The organism is Comamonadaceae bacterium OTU4NAUVB1 (genome assembly GCA_024372625.1).
Taxonomy (GTDB): domain Bacteria; phylum Pseudomonadota; class Gammaproteobacteria; order Burkholderiales; family Burkholderiaceae_C; genus Variovorax.
Genome location: CP099605.1, coordinates 742,293 through 759,353 on the forward strand (window position 1 = coordinate 742,293; position 17,061 = coordinate 759,353).

The following is a 17,061-nucleotide window of genomic DNA, read 5'->3' on the forward strand; positions in this document are numbered from 1 at the left end:
TACAACACTAAAATCCGGCGATGCTGGACGACCGGGCCAAGTTGCTTCTCAAGACACTCGTCGAGCGCTACATCGCCGAGGGTCAACCCGTGGGTTCGCGCACGCTCTCGCGCGCTTCGGGGCTGGAACTGTCCCCGGCCACCATCCGCAACGTGATGTCCGACCTGGAAGGACTGGGCCTCATCACCAGCCCCCACACCTCCGCCGGTCGCATTCCCACGGCACGCGGCTATCGGATGTTCGTCGACACCATGCTCACGGCCGAGCGCGAGCAGTTCGCCACGCCGAGCCTCGCGGCCGACCAGCCGCAGAAAGTCATCGCGAACGCGGCGCACCTGCTGTCGAGCCTGTCGCAGTTCGTGGGTGTCGTGATGGCGCCGCGTCGCACCTCGGTCTTCAAGCAGATCGAATTCGTGCGCCTGTCCGATCGCCGGCTGCTGGTGATCATCGTGGCGCCCGACGGGGACGTGCAGAACCGCGTCATCTTTCCCGATACCGACCACACCCAGTCGCAACTCGTGGAGGCGGCGAACTACATCAACGCCCACTATGCCGGGCTGTCCATCGAACAGGTGCGCGACCGGCTGCAGTCGGAAGTGGAGAAGCTGCGTGGCGAGATCGCATCGCTCATGCAGGCGGCGGTGCAGGCGAGCACCGACGCGATGACCGAATCGCAGGATGAGGTCGTCATCTCCGGCGAGCGCAATCTGCTTGCCGTGAGCGATTTCTCCAGCGACATGGGCCAGCTGCGCCGCGCCTTCGATCTCTTCGAACAGAAGGCGCAGCTGGTGCGCCTGCTGGACGTGTCGAGCAAGGCCGAAGGCGTCCGCATCTTCATCGGCGGCGAGAGCCAAGTCGTTCCGTTCGAGGAACTGTCGATCGTCAGCGCCAACTACGAGGTCGATGGCGAAGTCGTGGGCCGGCTGGGCGTGATCGGTCCGACGCGCATGCCCTACGAACGGATGATTCAGATCGTCGACATCACCTCGCGCCTGGTGACCAATGCGCTGACGCATCGCAAGTGACGCGTGGCGGACCACTAGAATCTGCGGCGCGTAGGGGCCGTTAGCTCAGCTGGTCAGAGCAGAGGACTCATAATCCTTTGGTCGTTGGTTCAAGTCCAACACGGCCTACCAGGTGAAAAATGCAATGAAATTTGTGTTTTCGTAGAAATGGCAGATTTCGCATGCTATAATTCGAAGCTCAGCGGCTGTAGCTCAGTTGGATAGAGTACTTGGCTACGAACCAAGGGGTCGTGGGTTCAATTCCTGCCAGCCGCACCATACGGATAGCCCCGGAACAGCAATGTTCCGGGGCTTTTTCCTTTGTGTCACGAATGCCGGTCTTCCTTTCCCGACCAGCCGAACCGGCTTGTTCATGAGGCCGGAAGGCCGACCGCCAAAGAGAAATGGCTCCTTCGCTAAGGAGCCATTTCTCTTTGGCGGGGCTTTTGTCGTGCCCCGCCGTCGCTGCGCGAGGCAGCGGTCCTTCCATTCACCGAAACAGGTGTCGGTCGGCAGGGGACCGACACCGTGCATCAGTTGATGTTGGCTACTGCGCCGTGGAAGGGTTTGCCCGGGACCTTGAAGGTGCCACCGTACTCGAACGGGCCGCCGTTGAGCATCTGGCAGCCACCCTTGGCCGGTGCGCAGGCCTTCGATGAATCGTTCGTGTGCCAGATGATGGGACCGTAGAGGAAGTTGTGGATGCCCTTGCCGGCGTAGTCGACGACGCTCACGATGTAGCTTTCGGTGCCGTGATTCTCGTTGTCTTCCGTGGCGATCGGATCGATCACGCGGCTTTCCTGGAAAGTGCGCGCCACCGAAGCGGAATTGAAGCCGCTGTCGAAACGCACCCACTGCACCTTGCGATCACCGCGTGACGTGACGATCAGTTCCTTCTGTATCGAGTTCGGGTAGATGGACTTGAGCACGGAGTTGGTGCCCGACGCGTGGTCCTTGACATAGCCGATGTTGGTCGGGTTGCGGCCCACGTCGACGGAGAACTTCTCGGCGATGTCCGAGGGCGAACCGCCGCCGGCCTGGTTGAGGTAGCCCGTGCCGAGGTCGAAGACCCGCAGCTTGCCTTCCTGGGTGGCGATGAAGGCGCGGTGCGGCGCCTCCAGGCTCACCTTGACGGCGGTGGGGCGGTTGGCCAGGTCGACGACCTTGATCACGCTGGGCTTCTGCGACGAAACGACATCGAAGGTGTAGGGCCACTGGCTGGCGCCGTCGCCGCGGTTGGCGATCATGGCGTTGAAGCCCGACTGCGACTGCACGAAGTACTGCTGCTTGTAGTAGGCGAACAGCGGGCGCAGGTCGACGAAGGCCGCGCGCTTCTCCGACTTGGAGATCACCACCGCCATGCCGGCACGGGCGTAGGTGTTGGACAGGTCGCCCGACGCATAACGGTTGCGCACGCTCTGGTTGTCCAGGTCGGTGTTCCAGAAGCTCTTGACCGATTCGTAGTCCCAGCGCGAGAGGCCGGTGGAGGCCGAGATCTCGGTGGGCGCCTTGAGCGAGTCCGGCAGGTCGACGAAGCCGATGAGCTTGGCGTAGTTGTAGTTGCCCAGGCCCGGGGCGCCGGGGTACGTGCGCTTCCAGTTGCCCCAGTTGGGTCCCCAGTTGCTTTCGTTGGTCGCGGTGCAGCTCTGGCAGCCGTCGCCCAGGGCGACCACCGCGATCTGGCCGCGCATGGCCGCGGTGTCCCACACCGTGACCAGGGCGAACTCGCCGCTGTTGGTGATGGTCAGGGCGGTGGGCACCTTGCCCGCGGGCAGCTTGGTGCTCACGAAGTTGTGGGAGGTGTTGCTGCCCACGCCGATGATGCGCCCGTCGGCGTACACCGCCAGGGAGTTGGTGCACCAGCCGCCACGGCCGTAGCACTTGGCCAGGGCGACGGGCTTTTCCATCGTGAACGACTTCCGGTAGGTGTCGATGTTCGCGTCGATCGCGCCGCCGTCGTTGGCCGCCCCGGCGTAGGTCGTCCAACTCGGCTCGGGCTCGACCGAATTGACGTTGTGTCCGACATTGAGCACTTGGACCGAGCCCACGGCCGCGGCATAGGACTTCCTGTAGAAGCTCGCGTCCGGGTTGGCGTCGGCGACGTAGGCGAAGTTCAGGATGTTGGAGCTGTAGTCGCCCCAGTAGTACTCCAGGGGACCGCCGACCTGCCAAGTGCCGCACCAGACGGTCCAGGCGCAGCCGCGGTTGCCCAGGCCGTTGGGGTTCTGGATGGAGACCATGTTCATCAACTGGCTCTGGCGCTTGCCGTACGTCGGCAGGCCGCCCTGGCTGGCCGTGCCGTACTCGGCCGAGGAGGGGCCGTAGCGGTAGGCGATGGCCTCCTCGGTGCCCATCTTCTGGGCCATGGCCTGGTACTCGGCGTTGGAGACCGCGCCGTTGACGACCACGTCGCCGGAGACGGCCGTGACCGTGCCGTTGCTGGCGACGGTCGTCGGGGTCGATGTCGGTTGGGAAACGGACGGGGACGCCGCTGCTTCGGCCGTCGACGTGGTGCCGTTGGAATAGCAGGACTTGAGCACGCCACGAAGCGGATCGCCGAAGAGACCGTCACCGCACTGGTACGTGCCGGCGGTCAGCGACTTCTGGGTGAAGGTTCCGTTCGCGCCGTAGCTGACGGTGGTGGTGGCGTTCAAGGTGAACGAAGCAGGCTGGGTGGCCAGCAGGGTGGACGCGCCACCACTCGACGATGTGCTGGTGGCCGATGTGTAGCATGCTTTCAGGACGCCTTGGAAAGGATCGCCGAAAAAGCCGTCGGTGCAGGAATAGGTTCCCGCGCCAAGGCTTTTCTGGTTGAACTTGCCGTATGCGCCGTAGAGCACGGTCGTCGTCTCAGTCAGCCTGAAGGTTCCGTTCTGGCTGCTCAGCAGGGTGCTTTGTGCCTGAGCCGACAGCGACACCATGGCCAGGGTCAAAGCCGCAGCGCTCAGATTCACACACTTTAATACTTTCGACACTTAAGCGTCCTCTTGTTAGACAGAAAAGGAGTTTTTACGCGGGCTTAGTCCTACGTTCAACTCGTATTTGTCCGACAAAGTAATAAACGCTTGGTCAAGTAACGAAGGGGCACACTGATTGCCCGCATTGCAAAGAGTTCCGCAAATATCGTGTCTTGGTGAAAATTGTTGCAATGCAACAACATGCCCACTGGAGAAGCTCATGTCAAAAAGTTCTTTGGGCCGCGAGCCGTTCGTCCGGACGTGGAAAGTCGCCGGTCGGAGGAAGTAGGTTTGGAAACACTTTCACTTCCTTGACGCAACGTCTGAACATCGTTCGTGCAGGACGTCCGGTGCGGCTCCGGCCACCGATTTCTGCTCCGCCGCCCAAGAGCGCGCCTCTGTCGGCGCGCCGCTATCCTCGAGGCCCCATGCCAGAAACCAGGACGGTTTTCGATTTTCGGAGTCAGGACGCGATGAGCAAGGCATTCACCAAGGAGTCCGATTCGGACGAACAGGACGATGGTCTCGAGGCCGCCGCGGCGTCGTTGCCGGGCGGCGGCAAGAACTACATCACGCCCGAGGGCTTCGCGCGCCTGCGCGACGAGTTGGTCAACCTGATGGACGTGGAACGACCACAGGTGGTGGAGGCGGTGCACTGGGCGGCCAAGAATGGCGATCGTTCGGAAAACGGTGATTACCTGTATGGCAAGAAGCGGCTGCGGGAAATCGATCGGCGCATCCGTTTCCTGGGCAAGCGGCTCGAGATCGCCGAGATCACCGATCCCTCGGCGCACCACGGCAGCGATCAGGTCTTCTTCGGTGCCACCGTGCGCTACGCCGACGAACGGGGCGACGAGCAGAGCGTGACGATCCTGGGCATCGACGAAGCCGACAGCGCCCAGGCGCAGGTGAGCTGGATCTCGCCCATCGCCCGTTCATTGCTGCGATCCCGGGTAGGCGACAGTGTGAGACTCGCGACGCCGGGCGGCGCGCGCGAGATCGAGATCCTGGAGGTCGGCTATCCGGCGCCCTCCGCGCTGGACGACTGAACCGTCAGCGACGCGATCGCTGGTGGCTCAGTTCGCCGGCACGACCCGCGTGGCCGTGAGGACCGACGTGGTGCGCCTGACCGCGCGCAGCACGGCCTCGAGATGGGCGTGGTCGCGCACCGCGAGTACGAAGCGCAGGTCGAGCAGTTCCTGGGGCGTCTCGTCGGCCATTTCCACGTGCGTGATGTCGGCTTCCGCTTCGGTGAGTGTCGAGGCCACGCGCGCCAGCATGCCCTTGTCGTTGCGCACCGTGACCAGGATGCGCGTCTCGAAGGTCCGGACGGGCTCGTCGCTCCATTCCACCGCGAAGAAACGCTCGCTGTCCTTGTAGCGCAGCCGTTGGCCGACGCCGCAGCCCTCGGTGTGGACAACCAGGCCCTCGCCATGGCCGAGGTAGCCGACGATCGGATCGCCTGGAATGGGACGACAGCACAGGGCGAACCGGACCGACGAGTTCTCGCTGCCGTCGAGCGTCACCGCGCCCTGCGACACCGTCTCGTGGGCCGTGAAACGCTCGCGGCTGAGCATCAGGGCGTCCGGCTTTTCGCCGCGCTCGGCCAACAACGCCATGAGCCGCTTGGCCACGATGCTGGCCACCCGTTTGCCCAGGCCGATGTCGATCAGCAGTTCGGACCGGGTCCGGCTGCCGGTGAAGCGCAGCAGCTTGTCCCAGATGGGCTGATGGTCGGCGTCGTCCGCCGGCAATCGGCCCAGTCCCTCGGCGCGCAGGGCCTGCGCCAGCAGCTTCTCGCCCAGACCTTCGGACTCGGCATGCGCCAGGGTCTTGAGGTAGTGGCGGATCTTGGAACGCGCGCGGCCCGTGCGGACGAAACCCAGCCATGCCGGATTGGGCGTGGAGACGGGGGCGGTGATGACCTCGACCACGTCACCGTTCTTGAGTTCAGTGCGCAGGGGCACCTGGTCGCCATTGATCCGCGCCGCCGAGGTGTGATCGCCGATGTTGCTGTGGATGGCGTAGGCGAAGTCGACCACCGTGGCGCCTCGTGGCAGGGCCATGATCTGGCTCTTCGGCGTGAAGACGTAGACCGCGTCGGGAAAGAGGTCGACCTTGACATGGTCCCAGAACTCCGTGGCGTCGCGTGTCTCGTCCTGGATGTCGAGCAGCGACTGCAGCCACTTGGTGCCCAGGCGATCGTTGCCGGCGGTGCTCGGATCGGCCGCCTTGTAGAGCCAGTGTGCTGCCACGCCCGACTCCGCCACCACGTGCATGGCCTCGGTTCGCAGCTGAAATTCGACATTCACGCTCGCCGGACCCACCAGCGTGGTGTGCAGCGACTGGTAGCCATTGAGCTTGGCGATCGCGATGTGGTCCTTGAACTTGCCCGGCAGGGGCTTGTACATCTGGTGCAGGATGCCCAAGCCGGTGTAGCAGCTGATCACGTTGGGCACGATCAGGCGGAAACCATAGATGTCGGTCACCTGGGCGAAGCTCAGGTGTTTGTCCTCCATCTTTCGGTAGATCGAATAGAGCGTCTTCTCGCGACCGGCGATGCGCACGTTGATCTGCGCCTGACCGAAGGCGAGTTCGACCTCGCGCTGGACCTTCTGGATCAGGTCGCGACGACGGCCACGGGCCTTGGCAACCGCCTTGGCGAGCACCGAATGGCGCCAAGGACGGAGGTGGCGGAACGACAGTTCCTGGAGTTCCCGGTAGGTTTGGTTGAGCCCCAGGCGGTAGGCGATGGGTGCGTAGATGTCCAGCGTCTCGCTGGAGATGCGGGTCCATTTCTGGCGCGGCGCATCGTCCAGGGTGCGCATGTTGTGGGTGCGATCGGCGAGCTTGATGAGGATGACGCGCACGTCGCGCGCCATGGCAAGCAGCATCTTGCGGAACGATTCGGCCTGGTTTTCCTCGCGCGTGTCGAACTGGAGTTTGTCGAGCTTGGTGAGGCCGTCCACGAGCTCGGCCACCGGGGCGCCGAAGCGCTCGATGAGTTCGGACTTCGTGACGCCGCAATCCTCGATCGCGTCGTGCAGCAGGGCGGCCATGAGCGCCTGGGCATCGAGCTTCCATTCGGCGCACTGGGCAGCGACGGCGATCGGGTGGGTGATGTAGGGCTCGCCGCTGTTGCGCAACTGTCCCAGGTGCGCCTCGTCGGCGAAACGGTAGGCGCGACGCACCATGTCCGTGTCGGTCGCGCTCAGGTAGTCGAGCCGGGCCGTGAGCGCGGCGAAGCTGGCGGCGGCGGCGTTCAGGGCCGCCGGGCTCGGCCTGGCTGCGCCATCAGGCGCATCTGACAGGGATTTCACAACCGCACTCATGGCTTGCACTTTAGCGCGGGCTGCCCGATGCCGTGTCCGGACGTAAAAAAAGCACCGCGGTGCGGTGCTTCTTCGTAGCGGGGATCCATCGGATTCAGCCGGGAACCTTCTTGAGCATCTCGATGCCGATCTTGCCTTCGGCGATTTCGCGCAAGGCGGTGACCGCAGGCTTGTTCTTGCTCTCGATCTTGGGGGCGTGACCCTGGCTGAGCATCCGGGCGCGATAGGTCGCGGCCAGCACGAGCTGGAAGCGGTTGGGGATCTGCTCGAGGCAGTCTTCGACGGTGATGCGGGCCATGGGGTCTTCTTTCGGAAAGGATCGTTGAGGGGGAGACGCTCAGGGAATGTTCAGTGCCGAGAAGGTGTCGGCGCGCGCTCGGCGCTGGGCGGAATACCGGAGGCGTTGCGCGTGGACGATGGCTTTCAGGTCGAAAAGCGCGCGCTCGAATACCTCGTTGATTATAACGAAGTCGAATTCGCCGGCACGGGCCATCTCGTCGGCCGCATTGCCCAGGCGCAACTGGATGACCTCGGCGCTGTCCTCGCCGCGACGCTCGAGGCGTGAACGCAACTCCTCCCAGCTCGGCGGCAGGATGAAGATGAGGACGGCGTTGGAAAACGTCTTGCGAATCTGGATCGCGCCCTGGAAGTCGATCTCCAGGATGACGTCCGCGCCGAGGGCGACGCGCTCCTCGATCGCCTTCTTGGAAGTGCCGTAGCGCTGTCCGTGGACATGCGCCCATTCCAGGAACACGTCGGATTCGACCATCGCGTCGAATTCGGGCTGGGAGACGAAGAAGTATTCGCGGCCGTGCTTTTCCTGGCCGCGGGGCGCGCGCGTGGTGTGGGAGACGGACGGCTGCACCGCCGAGTCGAGTTCCATCAGGGCCTTGACCAGACTGGATTTGCCCGCGCCGCTGGGCGCGGCGACGACGAAAAGATTGCCGGGGTAGTCCATGCGTGCCTTCACTCGATGTTCTGTACCTGCTCGCGCATCTGCTCGATCAACACCTTCATGTCGACACCGATGTGCGTCAGTTCGAGGGCAGCCGACTTGGAACCCAGCGTGTTGGCCTCGCGATGCAGTTCCTGGATGAGGAAATCCAGGCGCTTGCCGGCTTCGCCGCCCTTGTGCAGCAGGCGCTCGATCTCGTCGAGGTGCGAAGCCAGCCTCGCCAGTTCCTCGGCGACGTCGATGCGGATCGCGAAAGCCGTGGCCTCGCTCAGGGCACGGTCCTGGGCGGCTTCGGGCAGCGCGTTGCCGGTCAGGCCCATGGCCTCTCCCCAGCGCTCCAGGAAACGGGTGCGCTGCTGTTCGACCAGCTTCGGGACGAGCGGAGCGGCCTGCGCGACGAGGCCGCGCAGCCTTTCGAGCTGGCCGCGCAGCAGGTCGGCCAAGCGGGCGCCTTCGCGTTCGCGTGCGGCCAGCAGGCTGTCCAGCGCGTCCCGCGTCACGTCGAGCAGATCGGGCCCCGCGTCGGCACGGACCGACGAGTCGCCGTTGGCGGCGAGGCGAAGCACGTCGGCCACGCTCAGCTCGCATGCCGCGGGCAGCCAGGCGCGCACGTTGTCCTGGATGCCGTTGAGGCGCTGCAGGAGGCGGATGGAAGGCTCGGCGACGCCGGACGGCGCGAGGCTCTCGAGCGACGCGCGCAACTCGACCTTGCCACGCTTGAGTCGCGACGAGAGCAACTCGCGCAGGGCGCCTTCGTGCTGGCGCAACTCCTCCGGAAGCTTGAAGGTCAGGTCCAGGAAGCGGCTGTTGACCGATCGGATCTCGACGCCCAGACGGCCGATGTTCGATGGCCGGGACTCGGTGTCTGGCTGGGTGGCAACGGGTCCGTTCTGGCCGTTGGCATAGCCGGTCATGCTGTAAACTGGCATCTCGCCTCACTGTGATTTGTAGCCTGCGCCGGGGCGGCGGCACCACTGCCCTCGGATTGCCCTTCGGCGAAACTCCCGGATTATGTCAAAGGTCAAACCCTCGCCCCTGCTGCCGGAGACGGCCATCGGCGATTACCGCATCGTGCGCCGGTTGTCGGCGGGGGGATTCGGGGTCGTCTACCTGGCCGTTGACCGCGAGGGTCAGCAGGTGGCCATCAAGGAATACCTGCCGTCCTCGCTCGCCACCCGCGGCATCGGCGAGCTCGCGCCTCAGGTGCCGCCGGAGAAGCTGTCCCTCTACCGGCTCGGCCTCAAGAGCTTCTTCGAGGAAGGACGCTCGCTGGCGCAGATCTCCCATGCGTCGGTCGTGAGCGTGCTGAACTTCTTCCGGGAGAACGAGACCGTCTACATGGTCATGAACTACCTGGAGGGCGCGACCCTGCAGGACTTCATCGTCACCGCCCGCGACCTGCGCAGGCAGAAGGTGTTCCGAGAATCCACCATCCGCTCGCTGTTCGACGAGATCCTGCGCGGGTTGCGCATCGTCCACCAGCACAAGATGCTGCACCTCGACATCAAGCCTGCCAATGTCTTCGTGACCGACGACGACCGTGCCGTGATGATCGATTTCGGCGCCGCGCGCGAGGTGCTGTCCAAGGAAGGCAATTTCATCCGCCCGATGTACACCCCCGGCTTCGCCGCGCCGGAGATGTACCGCCGCGATTCGTCGATGGGGCCGTGGACCGACATCTATGCGATCGGCGCGTGCATGTACGCCTGCATGCAGGGCTATCCACCCAACGACGCCCCCCAGCGCATCGAGAAGGACCGCCTCGGCCTGTCGCTCTCCCGGCTGCGCGGCATCTATTCGGACAACCTGATCGAGGTCGTGGAGTGGTGCATGTCGCTCGATCCGCTGTCGCGCCCCCAGTCGGTCTTCGCGCTGCAGAGGGAACTCAGCCGCGACGGCGAGCGCCGCTACAGCAAGCTCACCGTCGGCGAGAAGATGCGCCTGTCGATCGACAACATGCGCTCGCTCGACAAGAAGAGCCTGCCCAAGACGCCCGCACCGACGACGCAGCCACCATGAAGTTCTCCGTCTTCCAGGTCACCCGCCGCGGTGGACGCGTCAAGAACGAGGACCGCATGGGCTATTGCTACACGCGCGAATCGGGCCTGTTCCTGCTGGCCGACGGCATGGGCGGCCATCCCGAAGGCGAGGTGGCCGCACAGATGGCGCTGCAGACCATCGCGGCGCTGTTCCAGCGCGAGGCCCGGCCGGTGCTCAAGGACGTGACCTCGTTCCTGGCCTCGGCCACCATGACGGCGCATCAGCAGATCATGCGGTACGCGGGCAACCGGGGCATGCTCGACACCCCGCGCACCACGCTCGTGGCGGCGGTCATCCAGGGGGGTCACGCGACCTGGCTGCATTGCGGTGATTCGCGGCTCTACGTGGTGCGCGACGGCGTGATGCTCAAGCGCACGCGCGACCACTCGCATGCCGAGCGTCCCCGTCCGGGCAGCTCGGCCGAACACGTCAACCGCAATCTCCTGCTGACGTGCCTGGGCTCGCCCACGCCGCCGGTGTTCGACATCTCCGCGCCCATGCCGTTGCTCCACGGCGACCGCATCATGCTGTGCTCCGATGGCGTGTGGGGGGTGCTCGACGACGCGCTCATCGTGCACACGCTCTCATCGGGCAAGCCGGTCTCCGACGCCGCGCCGGACCTGGCGGAGCTGGCACTGCGCCGCGGAGGCGTCCGCAGCGACAACGTCACGCTCGTGGCCGTCGAATGGGAGACGTCCGGTTCGCCCGGCGCCGCCGGCACGGCGCGGGGCGTGTCGACCGACAGCATCAACGACGGGGTCTTCGCCTCCACCATCCAGGCCGGCATACCCGCCGATCACGAGCTCGACGACCTCGACGAGGACACCATCGAACGCTCGATCGCGGAGATCAACGAGGCGATCCGCCGCTCGGCGGCACGCAAGGCCTGAGCCCCGTTCCGTTTCCCCCTTCCTCCCTTCTTCCTTCGACATGACCGATTTCATCCGCAGCGGCCAGCGTGCCGCCAATCAGTTGCGCCCCGTGCGCATCACCCGGGGCTTCACGATCCACGCCGAGGGTTCCGTGCTCATCGAGTTCGGCCAGACGCGCGTGCTGTGCACCGCTTCGGTCGAGGAGAAGGTGCCGCCGCACAAGAAGGGCAGCGGCGAGGGCTGGGTGACCGCCGAGTACGGCATGCTGCCGCGCGCCACCCACACCCGGGGCAGCCGCGAGGCCGCCAAGGGCAAGCAGACCGGCCGCACGCAGGAGATCCAGCGCCTCATCGGCCGCTCCATGCGCGCCGTGTTCGACCTGGCGGCGCTGGGCGAACGCACCATCCACCTCGACTGCGACGTGCTTCAGGCCGACGGGGGCACCCGCACGGCCGCCATCACGGGGGCGTTCGTGGCGGCGCAGGATGCCGTCGCGACGCTGCTGGCGGCCGGCCTGATCGCCGCGTCGCCCATCCGCCAGAGCGTGGCGGCGATCTCCGTGGGCATCGTCGCGGGTACGCCGCTGCTCGACCTGGAATACGTCGAGGATTCGGCCTGCGACACCGACATGAACGTCGTCATGACCGGCGCCGGCGATTTCATCGAGGTGCAGGGCACGGCCGAGGGCGCGGCGTTCACGCGCGCGGAGATGGGCGCGCTGCTCGACCTGGCCGCCAAGGGCATCGGCGAACTCGTCTCGCTGCAGCGCCAGGCGCTGGCGGCCTGAGGCGCGGGCCCGTCCGATCGTCGTGTGCCATGAAGCTCGTCCTCGCCTCCAACAACGCCGGCAAGCTCGCCGAACTGCAGCCGCTCCTGGCGCCGCTGGGATTCGAACTCGTGCGCCAGTCCGACCTGGGTGTGGGCGAGGCCGCCGAGCCGTTCCGCACCTTCGTCGAGAACGCGCTGGCCAAGGCGCGCCACGCGTCGGCCGCGACCGGACTGCCCGCCATCGCCGACGACGCGGGGCTGTGCGTCGATGCCTTCGGCGGCCTGCCCGGCGTCGACACCGCCTACTACGCCACCCGCTTCGGCTACGCCAAGGGCGATGCCAACAACGTGCGCGCGCTGCTCGAACAGATGGCCGGCGTCGACAACCGCCGCGCCGCGCTGGTCAGCACCCTGGTCGCGCTGCGGCGCGCCGACGACCCGGAGCCCCTGGTGGCCGTCGGCCGTGCGGCCGGCGAGATCACGCGCGAGCCGGTGGGCGAGAACGGCTTTGGCTTCGATCCGGTGATGTTCCTGCCGCAGTTCGGCCGCACCTTCGCGCAGCTGTCGCCCGAGGTCAAGAACGCCAACAGCCATCGCGGACAGGCGGCGCGCACCATGGTCGCGCTCATGCGGGGGGCCTGGCGCACGCGATGAACCACCGCCGCGCCGCGCCATCGCAACCGTCATCGTCCTCGCCATCCCCATGAACATCCCGATCCAGCGCCTGGACGCGTCCGGCGACGACGTCGCCGGCGGCGCGGCGCGCGCCAACGACGTGCTGCACCACATGCGCCCCGGGCCGCTGCAACTCGCCGCGTTGCCGCCGCTGTCGCTCTACGTGCACCTGCCGTGGTGCCTGCGCAAGTGCCCCTACTGCGATTTCAATTCGCACGAATGGCGTGGCGGCGGTGGCGACACGCCGTCGATCCCCGAGGCGCGCTACCTCGACGCGCTGGTGGCCGACCTCGACGCGGCGCTGCCGCTCGTCTGGGGCCGCACGGTGCACACGATCTTCATCGGTGGCGGCACGCCCAGCCTGTTCTCGCCGGCGGCCATCGATCGCCTGCTGGGCGACCTGCGCGCGCGCCTGAAGCTGGCGCCTGACTGCGAGATCACGCTGGAGGCCAACCCCGGCACCTTCGAGCGCGACCGCTTCCGCGCCTACCGCGCCGCCGGCGTCACGCGGCTGTCGGTGGGCGTGCAGAGCTTCAACGACGACCACCTGAAGGCGCTGGGTCGCGTGCACGACCGCGCGCAGGCGATCGCCGCGGTGGAGGAGGCCGCGAGCGCCTTCGACACCTTCAACCTCGACCTGATGTACGCGCTGCCCGGCCAGACGCCGCAGCAGCTCGACGCCGACCTCGACCAGGCGCTCGCGCTCGCGCCGCCGCACCTGTCGGTCTACCACCTGACCATCGAGCCCAACACCTACTTCGCCAGGTTTCCGCCGGCCGTGCCCGAGGACGACACCGCCTACGACATGCTCGACCGCATCACGGCGCGCACCGGCGTGCAGGGTCTGTCGCGCTACGAGGTGTCGGCCTATGCGCGCGACGGCCACCGCTGCGCGCACAACCTGAACTACTGGCAGTTCGGCGACTACCTGGGCATCGGCGCCGGCGCGCACAGCAAGCTCAGCTTCGCGCACCGCGTGCTGCGGCAGGTGCGCCGGCGCGATCCGGTGCGCTACATGGAGGGCGCTCTCGCGGGCGCGGCCGTCTCGCGCAGCGACGACATCGCGCTGGCCGACCTGCCGTTCGAGTTCATGCTGAACGCGCTGCGCCTGAAGGAAGGCTTCACGCTGGCGCAATTTGGCGAGCGCACCGGCCTGTCGATCGCCGCCATCCAGCGTCCCCTGGAGGAGGCCGAGCGCAAGGGACTGCTCGCGCGCGACCTGTGGCACGCCTGGCCGACCGAGCGTGGATTCGACTTCCTCAACGACCTGCAGGCGCTGTTCCTGGCGGAGGCCGGCTGAGCGCCGGACCCGGCCGCGCCGCGCGTTCCGCGTGGCGGCCGGGTTCGCGGTCCCGCTAGAATCGTCGGCTGTCTCCGCCACCCGGAGACGGTTCCGGAGAGTTGGGTGAGTGGTTTAAACCAGCAGTCTTGAAAACTGCCGACGGGCGACCGTCCGTGAGTTCGAATCTCACACTCTCCGCCATCACACCAAATGAAGAGGCCCTGCAAAGGGCCTTTTTCATTGGGGCACTGCTTAGAAATGACTCCGGTTTAGTCCGATATCATCCAGCCAGATCGGTTTCGTTTTGGCAGCAAGGATGATGGAAATGCGGACATGCCCAAAAAAGCAGCAGAGCTAGGCGCGCTCCAGGTTAGTCGTCTGGTGAAGCCCGGTGCTCACGCAGTCGGTGGTGTCGCTGGCCTGCAGCTCAAGATCAATGAGGAGGGCGCCCGGTCCTGGGTGCTCCGTGCCATGGTGGCTGGCAAGCGCCGAGACATGGGCCTGGGCGGCTTTCCCGACGTGCCGCTGGCAGAGGCCCGGCAGCGAGCACGGGACGCACGGGCGAAGATCCACGCCGGCACCGATCCCATCCAGGCCCGCAGAGAGGCCCGCAGCGCCGTCGCGGCGGCCACCGCCAAGGCCAGGACCTTCGACCAGTGCGCTACCGCGTACATCAAGGCCAAGTCCGGCGAGTGGGCCAACGCCAAGCACCACACCCAGTGGGAGACCACGATCGAGACCTATGCGTCGCCCGTCATCGGCAGCCTCCTGGTGGCGGACGTCGACGTATCCAACGTGCTGAAGGTGCTCGAACCGATTTGGACGACAAAAACGGAAACGGCATCCCGACTGCGTGGACGTATCGAGTCGATCCTCGACTGGGCGACGGCGCGCGGCTACCGCACCGGCGAGAACCCGGCGCGCTGGCGCGGCCACCTCGATCAACTGCTGGCCAGGCCAAAGAAGATCGCGAAGGTGAAGCATCACAAGGCCGTGCCCGTCGACGGCGTGGCCGCGTTCGTGGCAGACCTGCGCCAGGTGGACGGTTCTAGCGCTCGCGCGCTCGAGCTGGCTGTGCTAACCGCTGCACGCTCAGGCGAGGTCCGCGGCGCGCGATGGTCAGAAATCGACCTTGAGGCCCGGGTATGGACCGTGCCGGCCGAGCGGATGAAAGCGAAGAAGGAACACCGTGTTCCCCTGTCGACCCAGGCCCTCGCCATGCTGGAGCAGCTACCGCGCTTCGAGGCATCGGACCTGCTGTTCCCCGGCCGGAAGGGCCCGCTATCCGACATGTCGCTGACGGCTGTCATGCGGCGCTTGAAGTTGACCGCCGTGCCGCATGGGTTCCGATCGACCTTTCGCGACTGGGCCGCCGAACGCACGAACTACCCGCGCGACTTGGCCGAGATGGCGCTGGCCCACGCGATCGAGAACGCCGTAGAGGCGGCCTACCGGCGCGGCGACATGTTGGCCAAGCGCGCGGCCATGATGCAGGCCTGGGCCGACTTTCTCGACCAGACGCACACGGGCGGGAACGTGCTGGAGTTCAAAACAGCTTAGGCGTTTCGGTTCTCTTGGCAGACAGCTCCTCAACACACCGCACCAGGTCTGCCACCCGCCAGCGCGTGAGCCCGCCAATCTTCACCGGCTGCGGTAGGTTCTTCTTGCTGACCTCGCGCCAGAAGGTTGAGATGCCCATCGACAGTAGCCGCGCTGCTTCCTTCGCAGGTACGAGCTTGAGGGCTGGCTCGGAATCGATGGGTGTCGGTGCCGGTGCTACCGCGGGCGCTTTCTGAGGACTTGGCGCGAGGGGTTTCGCGTGTGGCGATAGGCGACGCTGGCTCGCGTCGAACCTTGCCTTCTGCGCCAGAAAAATTAACAGGTCGGCTCGGACGAAAAGCCATGAACTCCCAATCTGCAGTCCTGGGATCTCACCTGCCTGGGCAAGCTCCTCGATCTGGCCAGACGTACAGCGGAGGAGGGCAGCGCACTGCGTCGAATCGATGATTTCGGATACTGGCATGAAGGGCGGTAAGTCCGCGATAAAACAACCACAAAAAAGGTTGCATTCCGCGGATTAAGCCACCACAATAAACTCATGGCAGAGAAACCCGCTACCCCCGCAAAGAAGTCTCGTGGCAGGCCCGCCATTGATCCGGGCAATGAGACTCACACGGTTGCAATCCGAATGACTGGGGCACAGCGCGAGAAGCTGGCACAGCTCGGCGGAGCGCCTTGGGTTCGCGAAAAGATCGACAGAGCCAAGGTGACAACGCCGAAAGAATGATGCCTTGCTGTAGGGCGGCGGGACCGGTGGAACGGCCCTGAATCTGCAGCGAATCCAGGCGGCCGGAAGGGTGGTGGAACACCCGACCGACCTAACCACAACGTGCAACTCTTGAAGGACCGCACACCATGGCTACTCGCAAGTCTACCCAAGCCGCGCCCGCGGCGTCCGTGAACGACTTCCTAAAAGTCGCTTCTTCCGCTGATCCTGCAATCGAGAGCCTGCTCTCAGAGATCGCGGCCTTAGCTCATCGCACCGATCATCGTCTGCGGCTTTTGCCCTGCGGTGACGGTGAGATTGACGCGATCGAGGTCGACACGCTTCGCGATGTCGTGATGCGCATGGGCTGGATGGCCGATGTCGCGCTGCAGCGCCTCGACAGCATCAACACCATGCGCAATGGCCATGCCGAGCAGTGGTTGTTGCCACCGTCCTGCATCACTGCTCTCCTGGGCGACGAGGTGGGAGCATGAGCGCCGCTGTCCTGGCCCTGCCTACATCCGCTCCTGGGCCTGTGGCACAGCGGCAGCGCCGTGGGCCCCTACCGAAAGCTGTGCGCAGCCTCAGTGCATACCGGCTGGATCGGAAGAAAGGGCACGAGCAAGTGCATGCCGACAAAGTAGCGAAGGTGAAAGAAGTCTTCTTCCAGGCTCTCGAGCGTGTACTGCAGGGCGAAGTGACAGGGGTCGCCATCCTCGAGACGCGTGAAGGCGCCAACGAGGGCGACACTTTTTCTGCAGCTGGAGAGTTCGTTGACGATCCGGCCCACTTTCGACGCTGCGCTTACAAGGTCATAGACCTCAGCTTCGGTTGGCACATTGAAGAAAACAATCGACTTCAGTCGACCGAATGAATTTTTCGATAAACGGGTACATGACTATTGCCTTCC

16 protein-coding genes and 3 tRNA genes are annotated in these 17,061 nt (G+C 65.5%); 13 read left to right on the forward strand and 6 right to left on the reverse strand.

Translation table 11 applies throughout. The features are described 5' to 3' along the window. Positions 1-20: 20 nt before the first annotated feature. The 3 genes from hrcA (at position 21) to NF681_06870 (ending at position 1,283) form a co-directional block, all read left to right on the forward strand. Entirely contained in the window at positions 21-1,025 is a 1,005-nt protein-coding gene (gene hrcA, locus NF681_06860) for a heat-inducible transcriptional repressor HrcA (GenBank protein ID UST54905.1), read from the forward strand. Between the two features lie 34 nt (positions 1,026-1,059). Then, a tRNA-Ile gene (locus NF681_06865) sits at positions 1,060-1,136 on the forward strand. A gap of 70 nt (positions 1,137-1,206) precedes the next feature. Continuing rightward, positions 1,207-1,283, forward strand: a tRNA-Arg gene (locus NF681_06870). A gap of 254 nt (positions 1,284-1,537) precedes the next feature. Here the strand turns inward: NF681_06870 and NF681_06875 are convergent. Beyond that, on the reverse strand, positions 1,538-3,844 hold the full coding sequence (locus NF681_06875; protein UST54906.1) for a hypothetical protein: 2,307 nt from the start codon (positions 3,842-3,844) through the stop codon (positions 1,538-1,540). A 590-nt stretch (positions 3,845-4,434) separates the two neighbouring features. Here NF681_06875 and greB point away from each other — a divergent pair. Beyond that, positions 4,435-5,010: a transcription elongation factor GreB gene (gene greB / locus NF681_06880; protein ID UST54907.1), complete on the forward strand. Its 576-nt coding sequence runs from the start codon at positions 4,435-4,437 to the stop codon at positions 5,008-5,010. A 27-nt stretch (positions 5,011-5,037) separates the two neighbouring features. On the opposite strand, the gene NF681_06885 is transcribed toward greB, so the two are convergent. The 4 genes from NF681_06885 to NF681_06900 all read right to left on the reverse strand — a co-directional run bounded on the left by NF681_06885 (position 5,038) and on the right by NF681_06900 (position 9,177). Further along, a complete protein-coding gene (locus tag NF681_06885; GenBank protein ID UST54908.1) occupies positions 5,038-7,293 on the reverse strand; it encodes a bifunctional (p)ppGpp synthetase/guanosine-3',5'-bis(diphosphate) 3'-pyrophosphohydrolase in 2,256 nt (751 codons plus the stop codon). A 94-nt stretch (positions 7,294-7,387) separates the two neighbouring features. Next, the gene (gene rpoZ / locus NF681_06890; GenBank protein UST54909.1) at positions 7,388-7,591 is read right to left on the reverse strand and encodes a DNA-directed RNA polymerase subunit omega; all 204 of its coding nucleotides are present in this window, start codon (positions 7,589-7,591) and stop codon (positions 7,388-7,390) included. A gap of 39 nt (positions 7,592-7,630) precedes the next feature. Beyond that, on the reverse strand, positions 7,631-8,251 hold the full coding sequence (gene gmk, locus NF681_06895) for a guanylate kinase (GenBank protein ID UST54910.1): 621 nt from the start codon (positions 8,249-8,251) through the stop codon (positions 7,631-7,633). A gap of 8 nt (positions 8,252-8,259) precedes the next feature. Beyond that, positions 8,260-9,177, reverse strand: coding sequence for a YicC family protein (locus NF681_06900; GenBank protein ID UST54911.1), 918 nt, complete (start codon positions 9,175-9,177; stop codon positions 8,260-8,262). Between the two features lie 82 nt (positions 9,178-9,259). On the opposite strand from NF681_06900, the gene NF681_06905 reads away from it, so the two are divergent. The 7 genes from NF681_06905 to NF681_06935 all read left to right on the forward strand — a co-directional run bounded on the left by NF681_06905 (position 9,260) and on the right by NF681_06935 (position 15,445). Beyond that, the gene (locus tag NF681_06905) at positions 9,260-10,267 is read left to right on the forward strand and encodes a serine/threonine protein kinase (protein UST54912.1); all 1,008 of its coding nucleotides are present in this window, start codon (positions 9,260-9,262) and stop codon (positions 10,265-10,267) included. Continuing rightward, on the forward strand, positions 10,264-11,178 hold the full coding sequence (locus NF681_06910; protein ID UST54913.1) for a serine/threonine-protein phosphatase: 915 nt from the start codon (positions 10,264-10,266) through the stop codon (positions 11,176-11,178). The genes NF681_06905 and NF681_06910 overlap by 4 nt, the downstream gene beginning before the upstream one ends. Positions 11,179-11,218: 40 nt before the next feature. After that, on the forward strand, positions 11,219-11,947 hold the full coding sequence (rph, locus tag NF681_06915; GenBank protein UST54914.1) for a ribonuclease PH: 729 nt from the start codon (positions 11,219-11,221) through the stop codon (positions 11,945-11,947). Between the two features lie 29 nt (positions 11,948-11,976). Continuing rightward, entirely contained in the window at positions 11,977-12,582 is a 606-nt protein-coding gene (rdgB, locus tag NF681_06920; protein ID UST54915.1) for an RdgB/HAM1 family non-canonical purine NTP pyrophosphatase, read from the forward strand. Between the two features lie 49 nt (positions 12,583-12,631). Next, on the forward strand, positions 12,632-13,903 hold the full coding sequence (gene hemW, locus NF681_06925) for a radical SAM family heme chaperone HemW (protein UST54916.1): 1,272 nt from the start codon (positions 12,632-12,634) through the stop codon (positions 13,901-13,903). 95 nt (positions 13,904-13,998) lie between these two features. After that, positions 13,999-14,086 (forward strand) — tRNA-Ser (locus tag NF681_06930). A 132-nt stretch (positions 14,087-14,218) separates the two neighbouring features. Next, on the forward strand, positions 14,219-15,445 hold the full coding sequence (locus NF681_06935) for a tyrosine-type recombinase/integrase (GenBank protein UST54917.1): 1,227 nt from the start codon (positions 14,219-14,221) through the stop codon (positions 15,443-15,445). Here the strand turns inward: NF681_06935 and NF681_06940 are convergent. Beyond that, on the reverse strand, positions 15,432-15,908 hold the full coding sequence (locus tag NF681_06940; protein ID UST54918.1) for a hypothetical protein: 477 nt from the start codon (positions 15,906-15,908) through the stop codon (positions 15,432-15,434). The two genes, NF681_06935 and NF681_06940, sit on opposite strands and share 14 nt — an antisense overlap. Positions 15,909-16,300: 392 nt before the next feature. Here NF681_06940 and NF681_06945 point away from each other — a divergent pair, with 392 nt between their 5' ends. Next, on the forward strand, positions 16,301-16,645 hold the full coding sequence (locus tag NF681_06945) for a hypothetical protein (protein ID UST54919.1): 345 nt from the start codon (positions 16,301-16,303) through the stop codon (positions 16,643-16,645). Next, entirely contained in the window at positions 16,642-17,025 is a 384-nt protein-coding gene (locus tag NF681_06950) for a hypothetical protein (GenBank protein ID UST54920.1), read from the forward strand. The genes NF681_06945 and NF681_06950 overlap by 4 nt, the downstream gene beginning before the upstream one ends. The last annotated feature ends 36 nt before the right edge of the window (positions 17,026-17,061 follow it).